Raw genomic sequence first — 24843 nt, 5'->3', positions numbered from 1 at the left:
CAGATGCCCGGCGAGGTCGTAGGCATAGGCGGTGCGGCGGCCATCAAACCCGGTTTCCTGCTGGATCAGGCCGTTGGCGTGATAGTCGAGCCGATAGGTTTCGCCGACCTCGTTTTCAATCTCGGTCAGTAACAGCCGAACATTGTCATAACGGTATTTAAGCTGTGTACCGTCGGGGTTAATCCGACGGCTGATCAGGTGCAAACCATCGGCGTATTCGTAGCGGGTGACGCGGCCCAACTCGTCGCGCTCAGCAGTGATTTTTCCGTACGGGTTGTAGCTGAATTCGCGTGTGGCCCCGTCAGGCTGAATCACTTTCAGCAAACGACCTACGGCGTCCCACTGATACTGGGTCAGCGCACCATGCTCATCCTCGCAAGCCACCTGCCGCCCCAGCTCGTCATAGCGATAACGCCGCACACCGCCATTCGCCAGTTTTTCTTCAATGAGCTGGCCGCGTTCGTTCCAGATAAAGCGTTGGCTGCTGTTATCCGGATACCAAACACCCGTGAGCTTTCCGTGTTGGGTGTAGGTGTATTCGGTGTAATTGCCATCCGGATCAGTCTTGCGAGTGATATCGCCTTGATCGTTACGCTGGTATTTCCACACCGCGTCACCACGGCGCACAACCCGTACGAAACCGTTGTCATGCTCGTAGGAGTTGGGTGCATCGTCACCGGGAAACAGCGCAATCAACCGACCGGCTTCGTCGTACTGATAGGCCGTCACCGCCCCCAGCGGATTCTGCTCGACCGTCAGCCGGCCTTTTTCGTCGTAGGATTTGAAGTGCTGCGCGCCGTCCGGATCGATCCGCTGCACCAGCCGTGCGCGCTGGTCGTGGACGTAGACTTCCTGGCTGCCATCGGCGTTGTGCACGGTGACCGTGCCGTTGTCGTCCCACACATACCGCATGTCCATCTGCGAAAAGCTGGCCCAGTGCCGGACACATCGCGCTGCCTTGCCAGACCGTTCCCACTCCCAGAAGAAACTCGCCCCACCGGCCAGCTCGCGCTCCAGGATCACCTGCTGATCGTCGTACCGATAACGCTCGCTTTCGCCGACAGCGTTGGTCGCTTCAATCAATCGCCAAGCGTCGTCATACCTGTAGGCAACAACGTTCTGTTCGGTGACCCAGCCCGGCTCCCGCTGCACCTGATAGTCGACGGCAACGATATGGCCGTGCTCATACCGCAGCAGCAATCCCTGGCCAACATGGTTATCGATCCGCTGAATCCGCCCGGAATAATCGCGAGCAATGCGCAGTCGGTTGTCATACGCATCGCTGATCGCCGTCAGCACACCGTCACGGAAGTGGTAGAAAAGCGACGCCTGAGCCAGCACCAGTTCATCCGGCAAAGCACCCCGATAAATCGCCGCTTCCGCCAGGCTATTGGTGATCGCCGGCCGTGCAGCAGAGGGCAGGGGAAAGGTGGTGCTGCGGTTTTCGTGATCGGTCCACACCACCGATTCACCGCTCACCACCAACCGCTGCGCCAGCGCATGACTCCAGCCAAACCCCAACCCGCAATCCACTTCCACGGCACTGCTGCGATACAACCGCGTCCAGGCAAATGGCAGCACACCCTCCAACGAGCCATCCGTGAGGGTCAGCAGCTCCTCACCAGTAACCATCGATACCGGGCAGCCATTGGTACAGGTATTCGCCGAACAGACCGAAGCATCCCCATTGGGGTTTTTCGCCGAAGCCGGGGCATCATCCACATGTTCTTGCTTCACCAGCGCCGTGCGTGCCGCTTTAGGCTTTCGGACCAGCGCTGCCGGATTCGAAACCTCGTTTACACCGGCCTTCAACGGCACGGCCGCTGCCTTGATCGACACTGGATCATTTTTAAGCGACACCGGCTTAAGCACACTGGGGTGCCAGTCCAGCCGTGGTGCCTCGCCCAACTTGGCCATCTGCTCGAGTAACACCCGTGCCCGGCCGGACCTGACCTTGCCCAGCACCTGCGGGCCCAAACGCACCGCCACACCCATGCCGCCGGTGGCCAACAGCAACAGCAGGTTGAGCAGTACCTCGGAAGTCATTTCCCCCAGCAGCTCGTTCATGTCCGGCGGCGGAAGCAATTGCGCCCAACTGAACATCGCCGACAGATAGATGAACAGCAGCGGTTCATCGCTCAGCACCAGAAGACCGTTGGCAATGGCCTCATTGCTGAGCTTCAACAGCTCTTCAAGCTCGCCTTGGGAGAGGTACTGCAGCAACTTTTCGCTATTGGGTTTGATGTCCGCCAGCCAGTCGTACAGGTTTGGAATACCGTCCCAAAGGCTGTACAGCGTGTTCGTAATCCCTCGCACAAACGCGGCGTCCATCAACTTGCGACGGTCGAGGGCGCTGGCGTTTGAGTACTGTTTCCACTGCTCTTCGAAGGTGCTCGTCCATTCACTGCGCAAGCTGCTTTCCAGCGAGCTGATCACCGACTGATAGGAGGCGTAGAGCGCCTTGACGTGATCCTTGGAAACATCGGGGTAGAAGCTGACCTGATACTGCTGGTCGCGCGTGCAGTCGGTGATTTCGAGGATGCCGCTGGGGCCGATGGTTTTATGAATGCGGGGACCGATCAGGCTGCCGTCCTCGGCGATGGCCTGGAGCATGACCGGCGTGTTGCCGATCGGCACAAACCGCTTGCTCTCAAACATATGCACCAGGGTCAGCGCACCATTGGGTTTGCACATTGCAACGGTGGTACTGGGGGCTCTAGAGGAAACAGGCGCGACCAGCGCGACCTCATCCCCAACCTTGAACACCTGCTCGACTTCCAGCGACGAAAAGCTCCAGAAGCTCTCAGCCCAATCGTCAAACGTGTTAAGGCACTCCCTGAAGTTACGAAAGACCGCTTCAACGTCCTTCGTCTCCACATCCATGGGAGCCAGGGCCAACCTGCCTATGGCGGGATTCAAGAGGCAGCCCCATCGGGCAGGGCATTAATCGAAAAAAACATCGGCGTTCCCTCGCGCTGTGTGATCAGGCGAGGGACTTTGCAGAGGTTTGTAAGAGAAAGAAGTCAGAGCTATCCACTGCTACTGATAGGACGTTTCGCCAAATCCCCGGCTAAACCGACCCGTTTTCGTAAGCCAAATCTCCGACAAAAATAAATCCCACAAAACCCACATATACAACAAATCCAACTTGACAGCTTCCATTCCCTTGGCGTCTATTGACGTACCCGCTGGATCATTTCGCAGATGTCCCAGGATGCTCAATGAAGACTGATACCTCACTGACCCACATGCCCAGCGTCCTGCACGCAGCCGAAAGCATCCGCCAAGGCACACTGACCCCTGTGCAACTGGTCGAGCAAAGCCTCGAAGCCATCAAAACCCACAATCCCACACTGAATGCCTTCGGCGACGTCTACACCGAATCCGCGCGGGAGCAGGCTGAAATCCTGACCGCAGAAGCGCAGGCCAACCAATTTCGTGGCCCGCTCCACGGCATCCCCTTCGGCATCAAAGACCTGTTCTCCACCGCCAATCTGCGCACCACCCGCGGTTCGCTGACCGGCCTGGACAACGTCCCCACCCAGGACGCCCCGATCATCCGCCGCCTCAAGGAGGCCGGCGCGATCATCCTCGGCAAGACCGCCACCACCGAATTCGGCTGGACCGGCGCCAGCACCTCCCGGGTTTTCGGCAATGGCCGCAACCCCTGGAACCCCCAGCTCACCAGCGGAGGATCCAGTTCCGGCTCGGCCATTGCGGTGGCAGCACGCATGGTCCCGGCCACGCTGGGTTCCGACGGCGGCGGTTCGGTGCGCATTCCCGGCGCCTTTTGCGGTGCATTCGCTCTTAAAGGCTCTCTTGGGCGCATCCCCACCTGGCCCTGGTCCGCCACTGAAATGCTCAGCCACGCCGGCCCGATCACCCGTACCGTGCGCGACAGCGCGTTGCTCTTCGATATCCTCTCCGGGCCCGATCCGCTGGATCACCAGGCCTTGCCCGCGCCCACCGAGTCCTACCTGGCGCGCTGCGACCAACCGCTGGGCCCCGTGCGTGTGGCGTATTGCCCGACCTTGTTCGATACGACGGTGGACCCGGTCATCGCCGCCACCGTCGAAGCGGCGGTGCATTACCTTGCGGATGAGCTGCCGGTCACCGTCACCACCCTGAACCTGGACTGGCAAGACCCGCTGGCCACCTTCGAAACCCTGTGGGTCGGCGGGCGCGGGATCGCCTATGGCAAATCCCTGGCCGATCGCCTCGACCAACTGGACCCGGGTTTCGCTGCGCTGATCAAGCGCTCCGCCGATTACGATCTGGCGGCCTACCTCAAGGCCGTGCAGCAACGTGCACTGTTCGCCAATCAGGTACACGCGCTGTTTAATGACTACGACGTACTGCTGATGCCGACGATGCCGATCCTGCCGTTCGCCGCCGACCGGGTTGCCCCCGAGGGCTGGCCGGGCGAGGAGGGCGCGGTGCCCTGGGCCCGCTGGACGCCGTTTACCTATCCGTTCAATATCACCGGCAACCCCGCTGCCAGCCTGCCCTGCGGCTTCAGCCCGAGCGGTTTGCCGATTGGCCTGCAGGTGATCGGCCCACGTTTTGCCGACGCCCAGGTGCTGCAATTCTGCGCGGCCGTCGAAGCCATCGCCCCCTGGGATCAGCACCTCCCCCCGATGCTGATGCCTTGATTGATTGCACCCGGAGTGGGCTCAAAAGAAGCCCGCCCGTGATAAACGCTTTGTGTTGTCCTGCCCTTTCACACCCTGATGAGTGAGAGGTACCCGTGACCCTGTCCATGGCTGTATTACGTTCTATGCTCCCCGCTGGACCGGCTCGCGCCGCGTTTCGCCGTGGGGCGCGCAATACCGGCCGCCTGAACCTGCCCTGGAATACCTCTTTTATGCTCAACCAGCCACGTCTCGACGAAATCATGCTCCTGCTCACCCAACACCAGCGCGTCAAGGCGTCGGACCTGGCGCAGGCGCTGTTCGTCTCCGAAGAAACCATCCGCCGCGACTTCAAGTACCTGGAAGAAGCCGGCAAGCTGCGGCGCATCCACGGCGGCGCGATCCTGCCGCGGCTCAACGAAGAACAGCCGCTGCAGGTGCGCAGCCGCATCAAGCCCCAGGCCAAGACGCGTATCGCGGTGTGTGCAGCGAAGCTGGTGAGCGAAGGCATGGTGCTGTTCCTCGACACCGGCACCTCGACCCTGGCCCTGGCCCAGCAACTGACCGCGTTCAGCCAGTTGCGCATCATCACCAACTCCCTGGACATCGCCCGCTTGATCACCGAGCAAAGCGCCAACCAGGTGCTGGTGGTGCCCGGTGATGTGCGCCGCAACGACAACGCGCTGATTGGCGCCCACACCCTGGAATTCGTCCGACAGTTCCACTACGACATTGCCTTCATGGGCATCGGCGCTGTCGACCTGGAGCTGGGGTTCATGGACTACCAGGAGCCCGAGGCGCTGCTGCGCCGGGAACTGACCAAACACAGCCTGCGCAGCGTGATCCTGGCCGATGACGCCAAGTTCGGCCACCGCACCTTTATCAATACGCTGCCGTTCAGCGCCATCACGACCCTGGTCACCAATCGTGCGCCGTCCAACGACTTTGCGACCCGCCTGGAGCAAGCCCATGTCGATATCCTTTACCCCTGAGTTGCTGGTGCCCAGTGAACAGGACCTTGAAACCTTCGAGGCGCTGTTCCGCGACACCTCGGCCATCGGTGAAACCAAGGCCGGTGGGCTGCATCGCCTCGCCGCCTCGGCTGAAGACGGCGCCGTGCGCGACCTGTTCGCGGCCTGGCTGACTGAACGCGGTTTTGACGTGCGTGTGGATGCAGTGGGTAACATGTTCGGTTTGATTACCATTAATCCAGAAGCGCCCTACGTGCTGTGTGGCTCGCATCTGGACAGCCAGCCGAGTGCCGGGCGTTTCGATGGGGTCTATGGCGTGCTGGCCGGCGCAGTCGCGGTGGCCAGCGTGGCTCGCCAACTGCGCGAGCGCGGCGAAGTACCGGCGTGCAACCTGGCGGTGGTGAACTGGACCAACGAGGAGGGCGCGCGTTTCCAGCCCAGCCTGATCGGCAGCAGCGTGTTCACCGGTGACCTGCCACTGCAGGACGCCTGGGCCTGCCGCGATGGGGATGGCATCAGCCTCAAGCATGCGCTGCAGCAGATTGGTTATCTGGGGGAGGGCCGCGTCGAGTTGGACGTCGCCGGTTATGTGGAAATCCACGTCGAACAAGGTGATGGCCTTGAGCGCGACGGGCTGGCCATCGGTGTGGTGCGCGACACCTGGGCCGCCCTCAAGCAACGGATTCGGTTCATCGGTGAACAGAACCACACCGGCCCTACGCCCATGGCCGCGCGCAAGGACGCCTTGCTGGCCGCCGCCCACGCGATCACTGCGGTGCGGGCCGAGGCCGACCTGCACGGCGTGCAACTGCACAGCTCGGTGGGGCGCCTGGAGATCTATCCCAATTCCCCCAACGTGGTGCCTTCCAGCGTGACGCTGCATGTCGAGTACCGCTCGCCCGACACCGAATTACTGGCCGCAGCCGGTGCGCGCCTGGACGCCAGCCTCAAGGCCACCGCCAGCGCCACGTCGACCGACTACAGCATCGAAAGCCGCGCCCTGCGTGAGCCGACCCACCTGCACTACGGTTTTGCCGAGCTGGCCTACGGCGTCGGCCAGCAACTGGGCTTGCCCATCGGCAACAGCGTCACCGTGTCAGGCCACGACGCCATCAGCCTGAGCCGGCATTACCCGGTGTGCCTGCTGTTTATCCCGAGCAGCAATGGCGTGTCCCACAACGAAGCGGAATTCACCAGCGAGCAGGACATGCGCAACGGCCTGCACATGCTAACCGCGTTGCTGCACCGCGCCTGTTCTACCCCCAACGCCTACCGCTGAGGTCTGCCATGTCGAGTCGTTTGCAAGCAAAGTCACGGCTGCTGGGCGCCCTGGAGGCCGCCGGCTTGTCCGCCCATGTGGTGGTCGAAGAGGGCACCGCCGGGATTGCCTCGCCGGTACGCCTGGCCACCGAGTGGGCCGGTTTTACCGTCAGCGCACCGTGGGGCCAGTGTTACGCCAAAGTCTTGCATGATGACATGCGCGCGCTGATCGACATTGAACGCACTGCCCGCGCCACCCAACTGGCAGCTGATTGCGACGTGACGCCGGGTGTGCGCCTGGTGGATGCTACGGCCGGCGTGTTGCTGCTGGATGCGTTGCCCACCAGCGAGTGGCGTTGGGCCCGCCTCGACGAATTGATGCAGCCCCAGCGCCTGCAAGCGCTCTGGGCCCTGAAGAAACAACTGCACCAAGGCACCTCGCCGGGCTTCGCCCGCTCGCCGCTGCAAGACATCCAGCACCTGCGCGAATTATGCGTGCGCTACAGCGTGGCCTTGCCCATCGACCACGCCTGGATCAGCACCTGCATTGACCTGGCCTGGACCTCGCTGCAACTGAACGCCAGCGACTCGGTGCCGCTGCACGGCGACGGCGTGGCGAGCAACGTGATGATCGGCCCGGACGGCGCCTTGCAACTGATCGACTTCGATTACGCCGGCAGTGGTGATCCCTGGTACGACGTGGCCATCAGCCTTAACGAGTTGTACGTCTTCGAAAACGACTGGCGCGAAGGCATCCATGCCTGGGCCGGCGAGTGCCGTGAAAGCGACTATGCACGCTGCCGCTTGTACGCCTTGATCAACGATTGGTACTGGACGCTCTGGGGCCTGTGGGTCGGCGCTACCTCGGCGCGGCCGCTGGAGTTCTCCAAGGTCGGGCAGTGGACGCTGTTGCGCTGCCGCCAAAGTCTGCAAGACCCGCGGTTTGAAGGTTGGCTACGTCAGGTACAGGAGGGGCAGGCATGAAAGCGTTAGGTGAGGCGTGTACGCCACAAGAGTGTCAGCTGGAAGCGGCGGTGCGCGGGGTTGCCAGTTGGGGCGGCACCGGCATTCGTTATGAACCGGTCAGCGGCGGGATTTCCAACACCAACTGGCGGGTGGAAGTGGCCGGGATCGACACTGCGTATTTCTTCAAGGTGCCGGGCGTGGGCACCGAGATGTTCATTGACCGCCGCACGGCCCACGACGCCAGCCTCAAGGCGGCGCAAACCGGCTATGGCGCGCCGGTGTTCGCATTCCTTGAAGAGTTCGGCGTGGAAGTCTTCGAGTTCATGGAGGGCTGGCGCGCCTCCTCCAACCACGACTTCCTCGACCGCGACGTGCGCCACAACGCGCTGCACGCCCTCAAGGCGTTCAACGACCAGCCGCCACTGGTGCAGACCAAGACCGTGTTCGACATGATTGCCGAGCACCAGCGGCAGGTGGAGCAACTCAACGGCTGCAAGCCCGCCGACGACGCCTGGCTGCGCCGCCAATGCGACCGCGCCCGGGGCGTGCTGCAAGCTTCCGGCATCGACCTGGCTCCCTGCATGAATGACACCCTGGCGGGTAATTTCATGCTCAACGACCGTCGGCAAATTCGTCTGGTGGACTTCGAATACGCCTCCAACAACGACCGGCATTACGAACTGGCGCTGTGGTTCGGCGAAATGTTTTTCACTGATGAAATGGAACTGGCCCTGATCGAGGATTACTTCGGCCAGGTCACCCCGCAGAACCTCGCGCGCATCAAGTTGCACAAGGCCCTGGCGGACATCAAATGGTCGACCTGGGCGATGGTGCAGCACGCGGTGTCGCAGCTGGATTTCGACTTCTACAAATACGGCACCTGGAAGCACATGCGTGCCCGCAGCATCATCAACGATTCGCAATGGGAAACCTGGCTAAGACAGGCTTGAGCCTGCGCCAGACAACAATAATGCATTGAATGAAGTCACTTGGGCGCTGATTGGTGCCTGCGTTTTCACTGCTTGATTTTTGTTTGATCACACAAAAAAACGATCCACAAATTCAAGGAGCACCCGACTCATGAAATCTGATAGCGCACCACCCGGACGCCTGAAAAGCCAACTCTTCGGCGTGTACTTTTTCCTGTTGCTGATGCTCGCCTTATTCCCGCCGTTCTATTTGAGCGTGAGCGGCAGTACCGCGTTGGTACTGGGCATACCGTTGCCGATCTTCTACTGGATCGCCATTGCCGTCCTCGCAGGCCTGGGCCTGTGGGCGTTGTACGTCGCCGAATTGAAGGCCGGCGAAATACCCGAAGAGGGAGATGCGCAATGATCAGCACCGCCAGCGATGCCAACCTCTTTATCACCTTCGGCGTCATCGGCCTGTTCCTGGCCGGGATGATCGCCGTGCTGTACGCCACCAACCGCGAGAGCACGAGTTTTTCCGATTACGCCGTAGGCGGGCGCTCCTATGGGCCGTGGTACATCGCCATGTGTTACACCAACTCGTGGTGGCCGGGCTCGACCTTTACCGCGTTTTTCGCCCTGACCATCGGCGGCGCCCTGGGCTTCTACGGCATGGTCTACGCCACCCTTGGCGTGACGGCAATGTACCTGATGGCCCGCCGCGCGTGGACCTGGGGCCAGCGTTTCAACCTGCGCACCCAGCCGGACTTGCTCGGCATGCGCTTCAACAGCCCGGTGGTCAAGCGCGTGGCCTCGATCATCGGCATCATCTCGGTATTCCCGTGGGTGGTGATGGGCATCCAGGCGTTGGCGATGTTGTTCCAGTTCGCCAGCTTCGGCCGCTGGGGCGTCACCACCTGCCTGGTCGCCGGCGTGGTGGTGGTGCTGGTGCGCCAGTACTGGACCGTGAGCATGGGCATGCGCGGGCTGATCATGACCGACATGTTCCAGGGCCTGATCGCCTATGTCGTGTGTGCGGCGCTGTGTGTGTTCCTGCTGTTCGGCGACCAGGCGTCGTTCTCCAACCTGTCGCACCTGCCGGCGAAAATGTTGCTGATTCCCGGCGCCAGCGGCACCGGTTACGGCCCGCTGTACATGTTCAGCCTGATCTTCACCGGCGTGATCGGCTCGATGTGCTGGCCCATGAGCTTCCAGCGCATCTACACCGCCAGCGGCGTCAAGGCGGTGAAGAAAGGCACGCTGTACACGATCCTGTTGGTGGGTGGTTTCTACGGGATTCTGATGCTGTTTGCCGCGGCCATCAGCCAGGACCCGAACGTCATCGCGCACCCGCAACAAGGCTGGTTCCTCTCGCTGTTCGACATCGGCGGGCCGTGGATGCTGGCGCTGGCTATCGTCATCGTACTGGCGGCGAGCATCGGCCACGTCGACGGCTGCGTGCAGGTCTGCGGCACCCAATTCGCCAACGACCTGGCTACCTGGAACACCCCGCGTACCGATCGGCAACTGACGCTGTTGGCCAAGTCCGGGATGGTGGTGTTTATCGTTGCCGCCTCGGTGCTGGCGTACCTGACCTTTGATTACGCGCGGTTGCAGTTGCTGGCGCAGATTTCCTACCAGGGGATTATCCAGTTGGCGGTGCCGCTGTTCTTCGGCATTTTCAGCCGCCGCGGCAACAAGGAAGGCGCGATTGCCGGGATGCTGGCGGGGATCGTGGTGGCAATTGTGCTGACGACGATGTATCCGGACGACATTCCCGGGCTGGGGTCGTTGACCAGCGGGATTGTGGGGCTGGTGGTCAATGCGGGGATTTTTGTGGCGTGTGCATGGGCGATCAAGCCGAGTGCGCAGGAGAGTGCGCGGGTGGAGCAGTTGTTTGAGATGGCGGCGCCAGGGCGCAAAGTGCCAATGGGGGCAACGCCGGTCCTGAACTGAACCCACTTCTCTAACCCAATGTAGTTCCAATGTGGGAGCGGGCTTGCTCGCGAATGCAGACTGTCAGTTAAAGCATCAGCGACTGATATACCGCATTCGCGAGCAAGCCCGCTCCCACATTTTTGATTGTGTTTCTACACAGCATTCCCGTTTTGTCGCAGGCGTTTGTAGAGGGTATTGCGGCTGACGCCAAGCTCTCTGGCCAGGTGAGAGATATTCCCGCCCACCGCCTTCAGTCGCTCATTCAGGTCCAGACTGTCATCCACTGCATCACACACCGGCACCACCCCATTCAAATCCACAAAAAAATCATCCGGCAAATGTTCCGCCCGAATCGGCTGCTCTTCCGCCATGGCCAGTGCCACCTGCAACACGCTGCTCACCTGGCGTAGGTTGCCCGGCCACGGATGCTGTTCAAACAAGGCCAGCACCTCGTTAGTCAACCCGGCCCACTGCGTCGGCTCGCGATGCTGTTGCCACAGCTGCTTGAACAACGCCTGTTTATCCGTGCGCTCCCGTAGCGGCGGCAGCTCCAGGGTCAGGCCACCGATGCGGTAATACAGGTCTTCGCGAAAACGCCCGAGCTGTACCTGTTCGCGCAGCGAGCGGTTGGTGGCGGAGATGATCCGCAAATCCACCGGGTACAACTCGCTGCTGCCTACAGGCTGCACACAGCGTTCCTGCAATACCCGCAACAGCCGGGCCTGGGTCGGCAGGGGCATGTCGCCGATCTCGTCGAGGAACAGCGTGCCTTTGTCTGCCTTGCGGATCAGCCCGATGCTGCCTTTCTGGTTGGCGCCGGTGAATGCGCCTTTTTCATAGCCGAACAGTTCCGACTCCACCAGTTCGGCGGGGATCGCTGCGCAGTTGACCGCGATAAACGCTTGTTGGCTGCGAGAGCTGGCCTGGTGCAGGGCTTTGACGAACACTTCCTTGCCGACACCGGTTTCACCGTGGATCAGCAACGGAATATCCTTTTCCAGCAGGCGCTCGGCCTGACGCACGGCCTTTTCCACGCGGGCATCGCCGAAGTGCAGGGTCTTGAGACTGATGGCCGTGGGGCCGGGTTCGCGGGGCTTTTTCGTTTCCACGAACACGCGAGCCTGCACTGGCGCCTGTTTCGGCCGTTTCAGCAGGCACTGGAAACGGTTGCGCCCGGCGGCTTGCAGCGAGAAGGGCAGGCCTTCGGGCTGGTTGAGCAGTTCCAGCAGCGAGACCTTGAACAGGCTGTCGATCAACACCCGCGACAGGCTGATGCCCAGCAGGTTGTCGGCCCGGCGATTGGCCGACAGTACCTGGCCGCTTTCATCAAAAATCAGCAGTCCGGCCCACTGGCTATCGAGGTTGTTCAGCCCGGTGTTGAACGTCAGCTGGAAATGCTCACCGCGAAACAGGTTGAGGATCAGCCGGTTCTCGACGGTCTGGCTCATCATCTTGACCATGCCGAGGGTGTGGGAGGGCGGCAGGTAGCTGTCGCTGGACACATCCAGCACCGCGATGATTTCCCGCTGCGCATCGAAGATCGGCGCTGCCGAGCCGGTCATGAAACGGTTGGCCTTGAGGAAGTGTTCGTCATGTTCGATATGCACTGCCTGGGCACAGGCCAGGGCGGTGCCGATGGCGTTGGTGCCGCTGGAGCGCTCCATCCAGCTGGCGCCGGCGCTGAAACCACGGGCCAGCTTGGGGTCGATAAAGCGTTGGGTGCCCCACGAAGTCAGCACCTGGCCCTGGTTGTCGGCAAGCATGATCAGGCAGTTGGAATTGCTGAGGATGTTTTCGTAGTAGGGCAGCACTTCCTGGTGGGTGGTCTGCACAAGGGAATGCTGGCTTTCCAGCAACTGGCTGACGCCGTCTGCGGGCAGTTGGTCGAAGCTCGGTGTGCTCTGGTGATCCAGGCCATAGGCCCGGCAGCGGCGCCAGGAGTCCTGGATGATGGCATCGTGCGCCAGCGGTGTGCTCATGGCGGTGACCCTTGCTTTATTGTTGTTCTGGGGTGCGGAAGGCCCGTTCAGTGTTGTTCAGAACTGTTCATTGTCAACCCGCCGATTGTTCAGTTGTTCAGCCTGACCTGTTCATTTCTGTTCAGAGGCGAATCGCTGTTTTGCCTAACTCGTTGACCGGCCTGAGGTTTGGGTTGTTGGCACGGAACTCGCTCTGTGCTCCTGCCAGAACCATTCCAATAATAAAAAGGTCGTGTCATGTCATTGACCCTGGAGCACGTCACTCGCGTTGTCGAAGGCCAAACCTGGATCGACGACGCCAACCTGCGTTTCGAAGCCGGTTCCTTCAATGTATTGCTGGGCCGCACGCTCTCCGGCAAGACCAGCCTGATGCGCCTGATGGCCGGCCTGGACAAGCCTGACAGCGGGCGCATCCTGATGAATGGCGTGGACGTCACCCAGAAGCCGGTGCGCCTGCGCAATGTGTCGATGGTCTATCAGCAGTTCATCAACTACCCGACCATGACCGTGTTCGAGAACATCGCCTCGCCGCTGCGCCAGGCCGGAGTCTCTGCCGAGCAGATCCAGAGCAAAGTCCTCGAAACCGCGAAAATGCTGCGTATCGAGAAATTCCTCCAGCGTCACCCCCTGGAACTCTCCGGCGGCCAGCAGCAACGCACCGCCATGGCCCGGGCGCTGGTCAAGGATGCCGAGCTGATTCTGTTCGATGAACCCCTGGTGAACCTGGACTACAAACTGCGGGAAGAACTGCGCCAGGAAATGCGCGAGCTGTTCAAGGCACGCCACACCATCGCCATCTACGCCACCACCGAACCCAACGAAGCCCTGGCGCTGGGCGGTACCACCACGATTCTCCACGAGGGCCGGGTGATCCAGAGCGGCAAGGCCGCCGAGGTCTATCACCAGCCACAAACCGTGCTGGCGGCCGAGCTGTTTTCCGAGCCGCCGATCAACCTGATGCCCGGGCGCATCAGTGGCAATGAAGTGAGCTTCGCCAACTTCGTGCACTTCCCGCTGAACGTCGACCTGCGGCCCATCGGTGAGGGCGAGTTTCGCTTTGGCGTGCGTCCCAGCCATATCAGCCTGGTGCCGAGCAACGACGATGACCTGGAGCTGGCAGTGACCGTGGAAGTCGCCGAGATCAGTGGCTCGGAAACCTTCCTGCATGTGCGCAGCGAACACTTCTTGCTGGTGCTGCATTTGCCCGGCGTGCATGAGTACGACGTCGACGCGCCGATCCGCATCTATATCCCTACCCACAAACTGTTTGTGTTCGATGGTCAGGGACGTCTGGTCCAGGCTCCGGGCCGACGTGTCGCGAGGGTTGCCTGATGGCCGAGATCCATTTGCAGAACCTGGCCCACAGCTACAGCTCAAAGCCAAACGGCCCCGAGGACTACGCGATTCGCGAGATGAACCACGTCTGGGAGCAGGGCGGCGCCTACGCGTTGTTGGGGCCGTCGGGCTGCGGCAAGTCGACCTTGCTCAACATTATCTCCGGCCTGCTCAGCCCGTCCGAAGGCCAGGTGCTGTTCGACGCCAAGGTGGTCAACGAACTGACCCCGGAAAAGCGCAACATCGCCCAGGTGTTCCAGTTCCCGGTGGTGTACGACACCATGACCGTGTTCGATAACCTGGCTTTTCCCCTGCGAAACCAGGGCATGGCCGAGGCGAAGATTCACAGCAAGGTGCAGGAAATTGCCGAGGTGCTCGACCTGCAAAACCTGCTGGACAAAAAGGCCCGCAACCTCACTGCCGATGAAAAACAGAAAGTCTCCATGGGCCGCGGGCTGGTGCGGGATGACGTGTCGGCGATCCTGTTCGACGAACCGCTGACGGTGATCGACCCGCACCTGAAATGGAAGCTGCGGCGCAAGCTCAAGCAGATCCACGAGCAGTTCAACATCACCATGGTCTACGTGACGCATGACCAACTGGAAGCCTCGACCTTCGCCGACAAGATCGCGGTGATGTATGGCGGGCAGATCGTGCAGTTCGGTACGCCCCGGGAGTTGTTCGAGCGGCCCAGCCACACCTTTGTCGGCTATTTCATCGGCAGCCCTGGGATGAATCTGATTGAGGTGCAGGCAGAGGCGGGCGGTGTGCGCTTTGCCGGGACACATCTGGCGTTGCCTGAGGCGTTGCAGCAGCGCATTGGCGAAATGCCTTACAAGAAGCTGCAGGTCGGCATCCGCCCGGAATTTATCCATGTGTGGGATGAGCACAATCCCGACGCGCTACAGGCGCAAGTCACCCATGTGGAAGACCTCGGCACCTACAAGATCATGACCCTCAACCTCGATGGCGCACCGTTGAAAGTGCGCCTGGCCGAAGACAAACCGGTGCCCGAGGGCCAGGCGTCCATCAGCTTTCCGGGGCAGTGGCTGATGGTGTATGCCGATGACTACTTGCTGGAGGTGCAGCCATGAACAAGGTGCAGAACAACAAGGCCTGGTGGCTGGTATTGCCGGTGTTCCTGCTGGTGGCCTTCAGCGCGGTGATCCCGATGATGACCGTGGTCAACTACTCGGTGCAGGACATCTTCGACCAATCCAGCCGCTACTTCGTCGGCGCCGACTGGTACAAACAGGTGCTGCTGGACCCGCGCCTGCATGACTCGCTGCTGCGTCAGTTCATCTACTCGGCGTGTGTGCTGTTGATCGAGATTCCGCTGGGCATCGCGATTGCCCTGACGATGCCCACCAAGGGCCGCTGGTCGTCGCTGGTGTTGATCGTGATGGCGATTCCGCTGCTGATTCCGTGGAACGTGGTCGGCACCATCTGGCAGATCTTTGGCCGTGCCGACATTGGCCTGATGGGTTCCACGCTCAATGCGATGGGCATCAGCTACAACTACGCCGCCAACACCATGGACGCCTGGGTCACGGTGCTGGTGATGGACGTGTGGCACTGGACGTCCCTGGTGGCGCTGCTGTGTTTCTCGGGGCTGCGGGCGATCCCGGATGTGTACTACCAGGCGGCGCGGATTGATCGGGCGTCCAGCTGGGCGGTGTTCCGACATATCCAGCTGCCAAAACTGAAGAGCGTACTGTTGATCGCGGTGATGCTGCGCTTCATGGACAGTTTCATGATCTACACCGAACCGTTTGTGCTGACGGGCGGCGGGCCAGGGAACGCCACCACCTTCCTCAGCCAGACGCTTACCCAGATGGCCGTAGGCCAATTCGACCTGGGCCCGGCGGCGGCGTTTTCGCTGGTGTACTTCCTGATCATCCTGTTGGTGTCCTGGCTGTTCTACACCGCCATGACCCACTCCGACGCCAACCGCTGAGGCCGCCAACATGAGCAAGCGCAAGGTAATCCCGCTGCTGGTCTACATCCTGTTCCTGCTGGTGCCGATCTACTGGCTGCTGAACATGTCCTTCAAGAGCAACACCGAAATCCTCGGCGGCCTGACCCTGTTTCCGCAGGACTTCACCTTCGCCAACTACAAGGTGATCTTCACCGACCCGAGCTGGTACACCGGCTACCTCAACTCGCTGTACTACGTCAGCCTCAACACCGTGATTTCCCTGAGCGTGGCGCTGCCGGCGGCCTACGCGTTCTCGCGCTACCGCTTCCTCGGCGACAAGCACTTGTTCTTCTGGTTGCTGACCAACCGCATGGCGCCGCCGGCGGTGTTTTTGCTGCCGTTCTTCCAGCTGTATTCGTCCATTGGCTTGTTCGATACGCATATCGCGGTGGCCTTGGCCCATTGCCTGTTCAACGTGCCGCTGGCGGTGTGGATTCTCGAAGGTTTCATGTCGGGCGTGCCCAAGGAAATCGACGAAACGGCCTACATCGACGGGTACAGCTTCCCCAAGTTTTTCGTGAAGATCTTCATCCCGCTGATTGGCTCGGGGATCGGCGTCACGGCGTTTTTCTGTTTCATGTTTTCCTGGGTCGAGCTCCTGCTGGCACGCACGCTGACGTCGGTGAACGCCAAACCCATCGCCGCAGTGATGACCCGTACGGTTTCGGCCTCCGGCATCGACTGGGGCGTGCTGGCGGCGGCGGGGGTGTTGACCATTTTGCCGGGCATGCTGGTGATCTGGTTCGTTCGCAACCATGTGGCCAAGGGCTTTGCCCTGGGCCGGGTCTGAGGAGTCGATGATGGAATGGATGGCCTGGACCACCCCGACTGCACTGTTCTTTGCCGCGATCGGCCTGCTGCTGGTGGGCATGACGACCTGGGAATTGCGCTCGCCGAGTATCCCCCGGCGCGGCTTTTTACCGATCAGCACCACCCGTGGTGATCGTTTGTTTATCGGTCTTCTCGGCAGCGCCTACCTGCATTTGTTGGTGATCGGCGTAACCGGCTGGAGCATCTGGGTGGCGTCCGCGCTGTCTCTGGTGTGGCTGTTGTCTGTGATGCGTTGGGGCTAGCTGCCCCTTTTGAACCCCAAAACCAGGAGGTCTCTATGTTCGATAAAAACAATAAGCTGCGACATAGCATTTCATTGGCGGCCGTGCTGGCGCTCAGCGGGCTCAGTGCTGCGGCCTGGGCGGATGCTTATGAAGACGCTGCGAAAAAATGGATCGGCAGTGAGTTCAAACCGTCGACCCTCACCGAAGCCCAGCAGCTTGAAGAGCTGAAGTGGTTTATCAAGGCCGCGGAGCCGTTTCGCGGGATGAAGATCAACGTGGTGTCGGAAACCCTCACCACCCACGAGTATGAATCCAAGGTGCTGGCCAAGGCCTTCAGCGAAATCACCGGGATCAAGCTGACTCACGACTTGCTGCAGGAAGGCGACGTGGTGGAAAAGCTGCAAACCCAGATGCAGTCCGACAAGAATATCTATGACGGCTGGGTCAACGATTCCGACTTGATCGGTACGCACTTTCGCTATGGCAAGACAGAATCCATCACCGACCTGATGGCCAACGAAGGCAAGAACTTCACTTCACCCACCCTGGACATCAAGGACTTCATCGGTATTTCGTTCACCACTGCGCCCGACGGCAAGATCTACCAATTGCCCGACCAACAGTTCGCCAACCTGTACTGGTTCCGCGCCGACTGGTTCGAACGGGCAGACCTGAAAGCCAAGTTCAAGGAGAAGTACGGCTATGAACTCGGCGTGCCGGTGAACTGGTCGGCCTACGAAGACATCGCCAAATTCTTCAGCGAAGACGTCAAGGAAATCGACGGCAAGCGCGTCTACGGGCACATGGATTACGGCAAGAAAGACCCGTCCCTGGGCTGGCGCTTCACCGATGCCTGGTTCTCCATGGCCGGTGGCGGCGACAAGGGCCTGCCCAACGGTTTGCCGGTGGACGAATGGGGCATTCGCGTGGAGGACTGCCACCCGGTGGGCTCCAGCGTCACCCGTGGTGGCGACACCAACGGCCCGGCGGCGGTGTATGCCACGCAGAAATACGTGGACTGGATGAAAGCCTATGCACCACCGGAAGCGGCGGGCATGACCTTCTCCGAATCCGGTCCGGTGCCGTCCCAGGGCAACATCGCCCAGCAGATCTTCTGGTACACCGCGTTTACCGCCGACATGACCAAGCCGGGCCTGCCGGTGGTCAACGCCGACGGCACGCCGAAATGGCGCATGGCGCCATCACCCGTCGGGCCTTACTGGGAAAAGGGCATGAAGAAGGGCTATCAGGACGTAGGTTCCTGGACCTTCCTCAAGTCGACGCCCGAGAAGCAGAAACTGGCGGCCTGGCTGTACGCGCAGTTCGTGACCTCGAAAACCGTGTCGCTGAAGAAAACCATCGTTGGCCTGACGCCGATTCGTGAGTCTGACATCAACTCCCAGGCCATGACCGACCTGGCGCCGAAACTCGGTGGGTTGGTGGAGTTCTACCGCAGCCCGGCCCGGGTGGAGTGGACCCCGACCGGCACCAACGTGCCGGACTATCCACGGTTGGCGCAATTGTGGTGGAGCCATATTTCGGAGGCGGCCAGCGGAGAGAAGACGCCGCAGCAGGCGCTGGACGGGTTGGCCAAGGATCAGGACGCGATCATGACGCGCCTGGAACGCTCCAAGGTGCAGCCGATTTGCGGGCCGAAAATGAACGAAGAACGGGATGCGCAGTACTGGTTCGACCAGCCGGGCGCGCCGAAGCCTAAGTTGGCAAATGAGAAGCCACAGGGTGAGACGGTCAGTTATAACGAGTTGCTGAAGTCGTGGGAGGCGGCGCGCAAGTAACCCAAACGCCGCAGATCAAAAATGTGGGAGCGGGCTTGCTCGCGAAGGCGGTAGATCAGTCAGCAGATATGTGACTGACAGACCGCTTTCGCGAGCAAGCCCGCTCCCACATTGGGTTTGCGGTGTTTCTGCAAGGGGGGCTATTTGGGATACAGCGGCGGCAAGCTGGTGCTGTCCCCCGCAGGGTCCTGCTCGCGCTCCGCCATCGGAATCGCCTTCACCGCCCGCCACAATTCCTCTCCCTGCCAATACTGCCCACTCTCGCTGTACAGCGCGCCGTTCAACCCATCCAGCGCATCCGACAACGGCACAAACCGCGCCGCCATATCCGCCAGGGTCTCCGGCTGCTGTCGCGCCCAGGCATCCAGCGCCTGACGCGTAGCCTGCGGGTCATTCGCCTGGCTCGCCCGCTTGAGGTCGTCCAGCAAGGTACGCGGGCTCGGGCCGGTTTGCGCGGCACGCAAAATCGCCGGCTGCCAGCGTGCACGCCACCACAAACCGAAGCCCAGCAGGGTGGTGCAGGCCAGGATCAGGCTGGTCAGTTGCCAGATCCACAGGCTGTCGTTGTCCGGCGCGGTGATCACGGTCGGGCTGGCCGGCGTGTCCACGATCAGGCTCGGGTTGGTCGCCACTTGCAGGGTGCGCGCCGGCAGGCTGGTGCGTTCCAGATGGTCTTCGTGGGTGTTCCACCACACCACTTCCACCGCCGGCAGTTCAAGCGCGCCAACGCGGTTGGGCACCAGCGCTTCGCGGTCTTCACGGCTGCCGATCAGGCCACGGTCGTTGTTCTGGTTGCTCAGCACCGGCTGGTCCGGGTAGCGGCGCAGGCCGGGGATGTCGCTCAGTGCCAGCGGTGGCAGTTGCGCGCCGGCCAGGCCTTCGGCTTTCAAGGTCAGGCTGCGGGTCAGGGAGTCGCCCACCTGTACGTGATCGGGCTCGGGGTTCCAGCTTTCCGTGAGGGTCAGGCTGCGGGCCGGCAGCCAGGGAGCATCCGCCGGGTACAGCGCAGGCTTGGCCTTGACCGTCAACGACAGCTCCGGCGAACTGACGTGAATCAGCTTGCCGGGCTTGGAACCCTGGGGGTTGTTGTCCTGGGCGGGCCGTGGCTCTACCAGGGTGGCGCTGAACGTCTGCGTCGGAATGGTCAGCGTGCCGCTGTGCTGCGGGTAGATGGCATAGCGGGTTTCGATCACACCGTGGCGGATGCCGTTGATGACTTTCTCGTAGGTGCGCGACTCGCCCAACTGCTCGATGCGCGTATCGGCGATCTGCAACGGCGTGAGGCTGCTGTCGTCATACAGCGACACCGAGTGGTAGACGCGCACGGTCAGCAACGCCTGGGCCTGGACGTAGACGCTGTCCTGGTCGAGGTTGGTTTCGATGAACACGGGAGCCAGTTGGGCCTCGGTGTTCTGGCTGACGGTTTCCACCACTTGCAGGGTAATCGGCTGGGTCTTGAGTTCGCCGATCTGCAACGGTGGAATCACCACGGTGCCGTTCTCCTTGGGCAGCAGGGTGATGATCCAGCGGGTGGTGGCGTGGTTGTCGCCGCCCAGGGTGGTGAGCTGGTTGATCTGGCGTGTGCCGCTCACTTCAAACAGAGGGTCCAGCGGCGCCAGGTCCGGTTTGCCGAACAGCGTGACGTCGTTGGATTCCACCGTCAGTTCCACCGTCTCCCCGGAATTGATGCGGCTGCGGTCGACACTGGCCACCAGGCCGGCGGCCTGGGCCTGGCTGGCCCACAACGCGAGGGTGAGAAGAAGGGCGGTGCAGCGGTTCATCGAGTCTTGTCCTGATGTTGTTGCTGTTCGTACCAGAATTTGCGTCGCAGCAGCTCGCCGGGGTTGTCCGGGATCTGCCGCAGCCATTGTTCCAGGGCCTGGCGCTGCTCGCCTTCAAGCGTGCCGTCGACCGGGCGCAGGGGCGGGGTGGTGGTTTGTTCATCACCCAACTCGCTGCCGGGTACCTCGTTGCTGCCGGCGTGGGGCGTGGCCCCGGTTTGCGTGTCGGTCGCGCCGGGCTGGCCCTGGCCTTGGGACGTCTGCTCGCCACCGGTGGCGGTCTGGCTGCTGGCGCCCGGTTGCGCAGTCTGGCCGGGTTGGGTGGTTTCGTCATCCTCGTTTTTTGCAGGCTTGGCCGGCTCGGTTTTTTCCGGTTCCTGTTGCATCAGGCTTTCCACCAGCGCCTTGTTCTTCAGCGCCGGCTGCAAGTCTGGCTGGGCTTCGAGGGCTTGTTCGTAGGCATCGATCGCCGCTTCCAGCTCGCCGCTTTTGGCCAGGGCATTGCCCCGATTGTAGTGGGAGTAGGCGTCGCTGCCTTCGGCAAACCGCTTGGCGGCTTCGGCATAGTTGCCCGCTTCATACAGTGCGACGCCTTGCCATTGCGGGTCTTCGAAATGTTCGGCTGCTTCGGCCGGGCGTTTTTTCTTCAGCAGCAGTTGGCCCTGTTGGTCGGGGCGCAGCCACAGGTCCTGGAAGTCGAAGGCATAGCTGGGCTGCGGCGCGCCCAACAGCAGCAACGGCAGGAAGAACAGCCAGCCCCGGCGCCCGGCGCAGGCAGCGAGCAGCAGCAGTGGCAAGAGCAACCAATAACCCTGGTCGGCCCAGGTATCGAGGTGCAGCAGTTGGCCGTCATTGCGCAGGCTTTGCGGGCCGTCCAGCATCCCGAGGTGGCGCAGGTCCTTGTCGTCCAGGCGTGCCTGGCGGTAGAGGCCGCCCATTTCGCTGGCGAAGGCCTTGAGGGTCGGGCTGTCCAGGCGCGGCACGAGGATCGCGCCCTGGGCGTCCTTGAGGAACTCGCCGCTTTCCTGGGTCACCGGCGTGCCTTCGCGGCTGCCAATGCCGAGGATCGACAAGCTCGGCGCCTGGTTGCCTTGCAGCTGCAGGCGGATCCCCTGGCGTTCCTGCTTGGACAGCGACGAGCCGATCAGCAGCAGCCGACCCTGGCCGAGGCCGCCATGCTTGAGCAGGCTCAGGGCCTTCTCCACGGCCAGATCGGCACGGTGGCCGGGCTCGGGCATGATCGAGGGGCGCAGGGCTTCCAGCAGGTTATGGCTGGTGGCCAGGTCGTCCGAGAGTGGCACCAGCGTATGGGCGCTGCCGGCGTAGACCACGATGGCGGTCTGCGCATCGCTGCGGGCCTGAAGCAGGTCGAACAGCTTGCGCCGTGCCTGTTCGAGGCGGCTGGGCGGGCTGTCGGTGGCGAGCATTTCCGGGGTCAGTTCCAGCAGCACCACCAGCGGGTCGGCGGGCTTCTGGCTGGACTGTTCGACGCGTTCCCAGCTCGGCCCCAGCAACGCCAGCACGGCCAGCAGCCAGGCGATGCCGAGCACCACCCATGGCGACTTGCTTTCGCGGCCACTGCCGCCGCTGAGCAACGCGGCATGGAACGCTGGCGGCAGAATCATCTGCCAGCGCCCGGCGCGTTTCTGGCGGTGCCACAACTGCCACAGCAACCAGCCGAGCAGCGGCAGCAGCAACAGCCACCAGGGGCGGAACCAGTGCGGCCACAGGGCGATCATCGACGCCTCCGCAAACGCAGGCGTTTGAGGCGTTCACGCCATTCAGGATTGGGTTGCAGGAAACGGCCCTTGCTTGAGAGTTTGTTGAACAGGCGTTGCAGGGCGTTATCCGGCCAGCGTTCCTGGATCACCAGCAGCATGCTGAGGATCAGCGCCAACGCCAGCGGCGCGCTGTACAGCGCCTGGGCGGGGCGGGCCTGGGTGGGTTGCTGGGCCACGGGTTCGAGCTGGTCGAGGGTTTCCTTGATCTTCAGCAGTTCATTGCCGTCGCGGGCGCGGAAGTAGCGGCCGCCGGTGGCCTCGGCGATGGCCTTGAGGGCCGGTTCGTCGAGGTCGAGGCTCGGGTTGACGCCGAGGATGCCCAGGGAGCCGGTTTGCTCGGGGTCTGCGCCGATGCCGATCGGGTAGATTTTCACCCCTTCTTCGGCGGCCAGGCGGGCGGCGGTCAGCGGGTCGATTTCGCCGGCATTGTTGGCGCCGTCGGTGACCAGGATCAGCACCCGGCTTTGCGCCGGACGCTGGCGCAGGCGCTTGAGGGCCAGGCCGATGGCGTCGCCAATCGCGGTGTTTTTACCGGCGATGCCAATCCGTGCCTCATCCAGCCAGGTGCGCACGGTGCGCCGGTCAAAGGTCAGCGGCGCTTGCAGATAGGCCTGGCTGCCGAACAGGATTAATCCCACGCGATCACCTTCGCGGCCCTCCAGGAAATCTCCCAGCAGGTGCTTGACCAGGCTCAGGCGGCTGACGTCTTCGTCTTGCCATTGCATGTCGGGGAAGTCCATCGAGCCGGAAACGTCCACCGCCACCAGCAAGTCGCGGCCGCTGGCTGCAATCGGCAAGGGTTCGCCCAACCATTCCGGGCGGGCGGCGGCGGTCAACAGCAGCAGCCACAGGAACACAAACGGTGCTTGCTGGCGCCATCCCGGCAGGTTGACCCGCGCGCGGCGGCGGGCCAGGCCTTCGAGGTCGCTGAGGAAGCTGACTTTCAGCGCCGGTTCGCCGCTGTCGGCCACCGGCAGGATAATCCGCAGCAACCAGGGCAATGGCAACAGGGCAAAGATCCACGGCCAGGCGAACTCAAACATGTTTGCGAATCCAGGTATCGACGGCCTGGGTCAGACCGGCGATGGCCTTGTCGTCGAGTTTGCATTCGGGCTTGTAGGCGCCTTCCACCAGCACCATCCAGCGGGTCAGGCCGGCAGCGGGGCAACGGTTGTCGAGGAACGCCAGCCACTTGCGGCCGTTGAGGGTGTGGCTCTGGCTGTAGGGGTAGTCGTTGCGGCACAGGCGCTTGAGCAGGCCGTTGAGTTGTTGCAGCCAGGCACCGGCCGGTGCGCCGTCGTAGGGTTTGGGCATCAGCGCCAGTTCGGCGAGGGCGGCGATGCGCAGCGGGTCCAGGGGTTGTTCGGCACGGGCCAATGGGCGCTTGGCTGGCAGGAAACGGCGCAGCCACCACAGGCCCCAGCCCGCCAACGGGATGATCAGCAGCAACAGCCACCAACCCGGCGCCGGCGGCCAGAAGCCGATCACTGGCGGGGCAATCAGGGGTTGCAGTTGGTCGAGGCTGCTCATTGCTTTTTAACCGGGCGTTGCGGGTTCAGGTATTCGCGCAGTTGCTCGACCATTTCACCCTGGGTACTCAAGGGCATCAACAGCACCCGCAGCTTTTGCGCGAGCAGTTCCCAGCGTGCGCTGCGGGCTTCGGCCTGGGCCTTGTAGGCCTGGCGCAGATCAAAATTCAGGGTGTCCAGCTCCAGCTGTGCGCCGCGCTCGGCGAAGCGCAGCAGGCCGGCGGCGGGCAGGGCGTGGTCCAGCGGGTCGGAAACCGGCAACAGCAGCAGGTCGCAATGCCGCGACAACAGGCTCAGCTGTTGCTCGGCGCCTTCGGTCAGGGCGCGCTCGTCACAGATCACAATCACCAGGCTGCCCGGGCGCAATACTTCCCGGGCTCGGCGCAAGGCCATGCCGAGGGCGTCGGCTTCGGGGCGGCGTTCGGTGTTGAGGCTCTGGTTGACCCGTACCAACCGGTTGAGCAATTGCAGCAGGCTTTGCTTGCTGCGCCGGGGTTTGATTTCATAGTGCTCGCTGTCACCGAACACCAGCCCGCCGACCCGGTCGTTATGGCCCAGCGCCGCCCAGCCGATCAGGCTCGCCGCCTGAGCCGCCAGCACCGACTTGAACATCTGCCCCGAGCCGAAAAACAGCCGGCAGCTTTGCTCCACCATGATGAAGATCGGCCGTTCGCGCTCTTCATGAAACAGCTTGGTGTGTGGCTCCTGGGTGCGTGCGGTGACGCGCCAGTCGATGGTGCGCACATCGTCGCCGGCCTGATACACCCGCACCTGGTCGAAGTCGACCCCGCGCCCGCGCAGTTTCGAGTGGTGCAGGCCGATCAGCGGGCTGCGCTGGCTCGGCGTGGAAAACAACTGCACTTCCCGCACGCGATGACGCATCTCGATCAATTCGCTCAGGGTGACACGGGTTCCATCGCCAGCGTTCATAGGCG

At 62.2% G+C, this 24843-nt stretch carries 20 protein-coding genes; 13 read left to right on the top strand and 7 right to left on the bottom strand.

Annotated features, from left to right (window positions below):
* Window positions 1-2883, bottom strand: a 2883-nt coding sequence (locus HX805_RS17975) for a DUF6531 domain-containing protein (protein WP_177117134.1), incomplete at its 3' end; no start/stop codon positions are given.
* Window positions 2884-3248: 365 nt separating this feature from the next.
* Here HX805_RS17975 and HX805_RS17970 point away from each other — a divergent pair.
* The 7 genes from HX805_RS17970 to HX805_RS17940 all read left to right on the top strand — a co-directional run bounded on the left by HX805_RS17970 (window position 3249) and on the right by HX805_RS17940 (window position 10692).
* Window positions 3249-4652, top strand: a complete 1404-nt coding sequence (locus tag HX805_RS17970; protein WP_177117136.1) for an amidase — start codon at window positions 3249-3251, stop codon at window positions 4650-4652.
* 212 nt (window positions 4653-4864) lie between these two features.
* A complete protein-coding gene (locus HX805_RS17965; protein ID WP_008433061.1) occupies window positions 4865-5623 on the top strand; it encodes a DeoR/GlpR family DNA-binding transcription regulator in 759 nt (252 codons plus the stop codon).
* On the top strand, window positions 5601-6881 hold the full coding sequence (locus HX805_RS17960; RefSeq protein ID WP_177117133.1) for a M20 family metallo-hydrolase: 1281 nt from the start codon (window positions 5601-5603) through the stop codon (window positions 6879-6881). The genes HX805_RS17965 and HX805_RS17960 overlap by 23 nt, the downstream gene beginning before the upstream one ends.
* An 8-nt stretch (window positions 6882-6889) precedes the next feature.
* The gene (locus tag HX805_RS17955) at window positions 6890-7846 is read left to right on the top strand and encodes an aminoglycoside phosphotransferase family protein (RefSeq protein WP_177021418.1); all 957 of its coding nucleotides are present in this window, start codon (window positions 6890-6892) and stop codon (window positions 7844-7846) included.
* Window positions 7843-8778, top strand: a complete 936-nt coding sequence (locus tag HX805_RS17950) for a choline kinase family protein (protein ID WP_003218516.1) — start codon at window positions 7843-7845, stop codon at window positions 8776-8778. Before HX805_RS17955 ends, HX805_RS17950 begins: the two co-directional genes overlap by 4 nt.
* 130 nt (window positions 8779-8908) lie before the next feature.
* Window positions 8909-9163 (top strand): hypothetical protein, encoded by a 255-nt coding sequence (locus HX805_RS17945; protein WP_003218518.1) that lies wholly within the window; start codon window positions 8909-8911, stop codon window positions 9161-9163.
* Entirely contained in the window at window positions 9160-10692 is a 1533-nt protein-coding gene (locus tag HX805_RS17940; protein WP_177117132.1) for a sodium:solute symporter, read from the top strand. Before HX805_RS17945 ends, HX805_RS17940 begins: the two co-directional genes overlap by 4 nt.
* A 134-nt stretch (window positions 10693-10826) precedes the next feature.
* Here HX805_RS17940 and HX805_RS17935 read toward each other — a convergent pair whose 3' ends face one another.
* Complete coding sequence (locus tag HX805_RS17935) at window positions 10827-12653, bottom strand: sigma-54-dependent Fis family transcriptional regulator (RefSeq protein ID WP_134326816.1); 1827 nt, start codon at window positions 12651-12653, stop codon at window positions 10827-10829.
* A 237-nt stretch (window positions 12654-12890) separates the two neighbouring features.
* Between HX805_RS17935 and HX805_RS17930 the strand changes: the two genes are divergently transcribed.
* The 6 genes from HX805_RS17930 to HX805_RS17905 are packed head-to-tail and all read left to right on the top strand — an operon-like array spanning window position 12891 to window position 18817.
* Complete coding sequence (locus tag HX805_RS17930) at window positions 12891-13985, top strand: ABC transporter ATP-binding protein (protein WP_003218524.1); 1095 nt, start codon at window positions 12891-12893, stop codon at window positions 13983-13985.
* Window positions 13985-15082 carry an ABC transporter ATP-binding protein gene (locus tag HX805_RS17925; RefSeq protein ID WP_003218526.1) on the top strand — a complete coding sequence of 366 codons (1098 nt, stop codon included), beginning with the start codon at window positions 13985-13987 and terminating at the stop codon, window positions 15080-15082. The genes HX805_RS17930 and HX805_RS17925 overlap by 1 nt, the downstream gene beginning before the upstream one ends.
* Window positions 15079-15945 carry a carbohydrate ABC transporter permease gene (locus tag HX805_RS17920; protein WP_003218527.1) on the top strand — a complete coding sequence of 289 codons (867 nt, stop codon included), beginning with the start codon at window positions 15079-15081 and terminating at the stop codon, window positions 15943-15945. Before HX805_RS17925 ends, HX805_RS17920 begins: the two co-directional genes overlap by 4 nt.
* Window positions 15946-15955: 10 nt before the next feature.
* Entirely contained in the window at window positions 15956-16756 is an 801-nt protein-coding gene (locus HX805_RS17915) for a carbohydrate ABC transporter permease (protein WP_008433050.1), read from the top strand.
* A gap of 10 nt (window positions 16757-16766) precedes the next feature.
* On the top strand, window positions 16767-17039 hold the full coding sequence (locus HX805_RS17910) for a DUF2160 domain-containing protein (RefSeq protein WP_003218532.1): 273 nt from the start codon (window positions 16767-16769) through the stop codon (window positions 17037-17039).
* 35 nt (window positions 17040-17074) lie between these two features.
* Window positions 17075-18817, top strand: coding sequence for an ABC transporter substrate-binding protein (locus tag HX805_RS17905; protein ID WP_003218534.1), 1743 nt, complete (start codon window positions 17075-17077; stop codon window positions 18815-18817).
* 140 nt (window positions 18818-18957) lie between these two features.
* Here HX805_RS17905 and HX805_RS17900 read toward each other — a convergent pair whose 3' ends face one another.
* From HX805_RS17900 to HX805_RS17880, 5 genes are read right to left on the bottom strand one after another with little or no spacing between them, the layout of a single operon-like run.
* Window positions 18958-20598 carry a BatD family protein gene (locus tag HX805_RS17900; protein WP_177117131.1) on the bottom strand — a complete coding sequence of 547 codons (1641 nt, stop codon included), beginning with the start codon at window positions 20596-20598 and terminating at the stop codon, window positions 18958-18960.
* Window positions 20595-22337: a tetratricopeptide repeat protein gene (locus HX805_RS17895; RefSeq protein WP_177008209.1), complete on the bottom strand. Its 1743-nt coding sequence runs from the start codon at window positions 22335-22337 to the stop codon at window positions 20595-20597. Before HX805_RS17895 ends, HX805_RS17900 begins: the two co-directional genes overlap by 4 nt.
* Window positions 22334-23422, bottom strand: coding sequence for a VWA domain-containing protein (locus HX805_RS17890; protein WP_087694057.1), 1089 nt, complete (start codon window positions 23420-23422; stop codon window positions 22334-22336). Before HX805_RS17890 ends, HX805_RS17895 begins: the two co-directional genes overlap by 4 nt.
* Complete coding sequence (locus HX805_RS17885; protein WP_003218539.1) at window positions 23415-23909, bottom strand: DUF4381 domain-containing protein; 495 nt, start codon at window positions 23907-23909, stop codon at window positions 23415-23417. The genes HX805_RS17890 and HX805_RS17885 overlap by 8 nt, the downstream gene beginning before the upstream one ends.
* Entirely contained in the window at window positions 23906-24838 is a 933-nt protein-coding gene (locus HX805_RS17880; RefSeq protein WP_003218540.1) for a DUF58 domain-containing protein, read from the bottom strand. Before HX805_RS17880 ends, HX805_RS17885 begins: the two co-directional genes overlap by 4 nt.
* Window positions 24839-24843 lie beyond the last annotated feature (5 nt).

The sequence above is a fragment of the Pseudomonas sp. G5001 genome, from assembly GCF_013385475.1.
GTDB lineage: Bacteria > Pseudomonadota > Gammaproteobacteria > Pseudomonadales > Pseudomonadaceae > Aquipseudomonas.
This window is presented reverse-complemented; position numbering and strand designations above follow the sequence as displayed.

Excerpts from the sequence above, each read along its gene's own strand:
- HX805_RS17895 (WP_177008209.1), bottom strand. The coding sequence starts at position 22,337 with ATGATCGCCCTGTGGCCGCACTGGTTCCGCCCCTGGTGGCTGTTGCTG.
- HX805_RS17955 (WP_177021418.1), top strand. The coding sequence starts at position 6,890 with ATGTCGAGTCGTTTGCAAGCAAAGTCACGGCTGCTGGGCGCCCTGGAG.
- HX805_RS17930 (WP_003218524.1), top strand. The coding sequence starts at position 12,891 with ATGTCATTGACCCTGGAGCACGTCACTCGCGTTGTCGAAGGCCAAACC.
- HX805_RS17905 (WP_003218534.1), top strand. The coding sequence starts at position 17,075 with ATGTTCGATAAAAACAATAAGCTGCGACATAGCATTTCATTGGCGGCC.
- HX805_RS17925 (WP_003218526.1), top strand. The coding sequence starts at position 13,985 with ATGGCCGAGATCCATTTGCAGAACCTGGCCCACAGCTACAGCTCAAAG.
- HX805_RS17950 (WP_003218516.1), top strand. The coding sequence starts at position 7,843 with ATGAAAGCGTTAGGTGAGGCGTGTACGCCACAAGAGTGTCAGCTGGAA.
- HX805_RS17900 (WP_177117131.1), bottom strand. The coding sequence starts at position 20,598 with ATGAACCGCTGCACCGCCCTTCTTCTCACCCTCGCGTTGTGGGCCAGC.
- HX805_RS17890 (WP_087694057.1), bottom strand. The coding sequence starts at position 23,422 with ATGTTTGAGTTCGCCTGGCCGTGGATCTTTGCCCTGTTGCCATTGCCC.
- HX805_RS17970 (WP_177117136.1), top strand. The coding sequence starts at position 3,249 with ATGCCCAGCGTCCTGCACGCAGCCGAAAGCATCCGCCAAGGCACACTG.
- HX805_RS17920 (WP_003218527.1), top strand. The coding sequence starts at position 15,079 with ATGAACAAGGTGCAGAACAACAAGGCCTGGTGGCTGGTATTGCCGGTG.
- HX805_RS17910 (WP_003218532.1), top strand. The coding sequence starts at position 16,767 with ATGGAATGGATGGCCTGGACCACCCCGACTGCACTGTTCTTTGCCGCG.
- HX805_RS17880 (WP_003218540.1), bottom strand. The coding sequence starts at position 24,838 with ATGAACGCTGGCGATGGAACCCGTGTCACCCTGAGCGAATTGATCGAG.
- HX805_RS17960 (WP_177117133.1), top strand. The coding sequence starts at position 5,601 with ATGTCGATATCCTTTACCCCTGAGTTGCTGGTGCCCAGTGAACAGGAC.
- HX805_RS17940 (WP_177117132.1), top strand. The coding sequence starts at position 9,160 with ATGATCAGCACCGCCAGCGATGCCAACCTCTTTATCACCTTCGGCGTC.
- HX805_RS17885 (WP_003218539.1), bottom strand. The coding sequence starts at position 23,909 with ATGAGCAGCCTCGACCAACTGCAACCCCTGATTGCCCCGCCAGTGATC.
- HX805_RS17935 (WP_134326816.1), bottom strand. The coding sequence starts at position 12,653 with ATGAGCACACCGCTGGCGCACGATGCCATCATCCAGGACTCCTGGCGC.
- HX805_RS17945 (WP_003218518.1), top strand. The coding sequence starts at position 8,909 with ATGAAATCTGATAGCGCACCACCCGGACGCCTGAAAAGCCAACTCTTC.
- HX805_RS17915 (WP_008433050.1), top strand. The coding sequence starts at position 15,956 with ATGAGCAAGCGCAAGGTAATCCCGCTGCTGGTCTACATCCTGTTCCTG.
- HX805_RS17965 (WP_008433061.1), top strand. The coding sequence starts at position 4,865 with ATGCTCAACCAGCCACGTCTCGACGAAATCATGCTCCTGCTCACCCAA.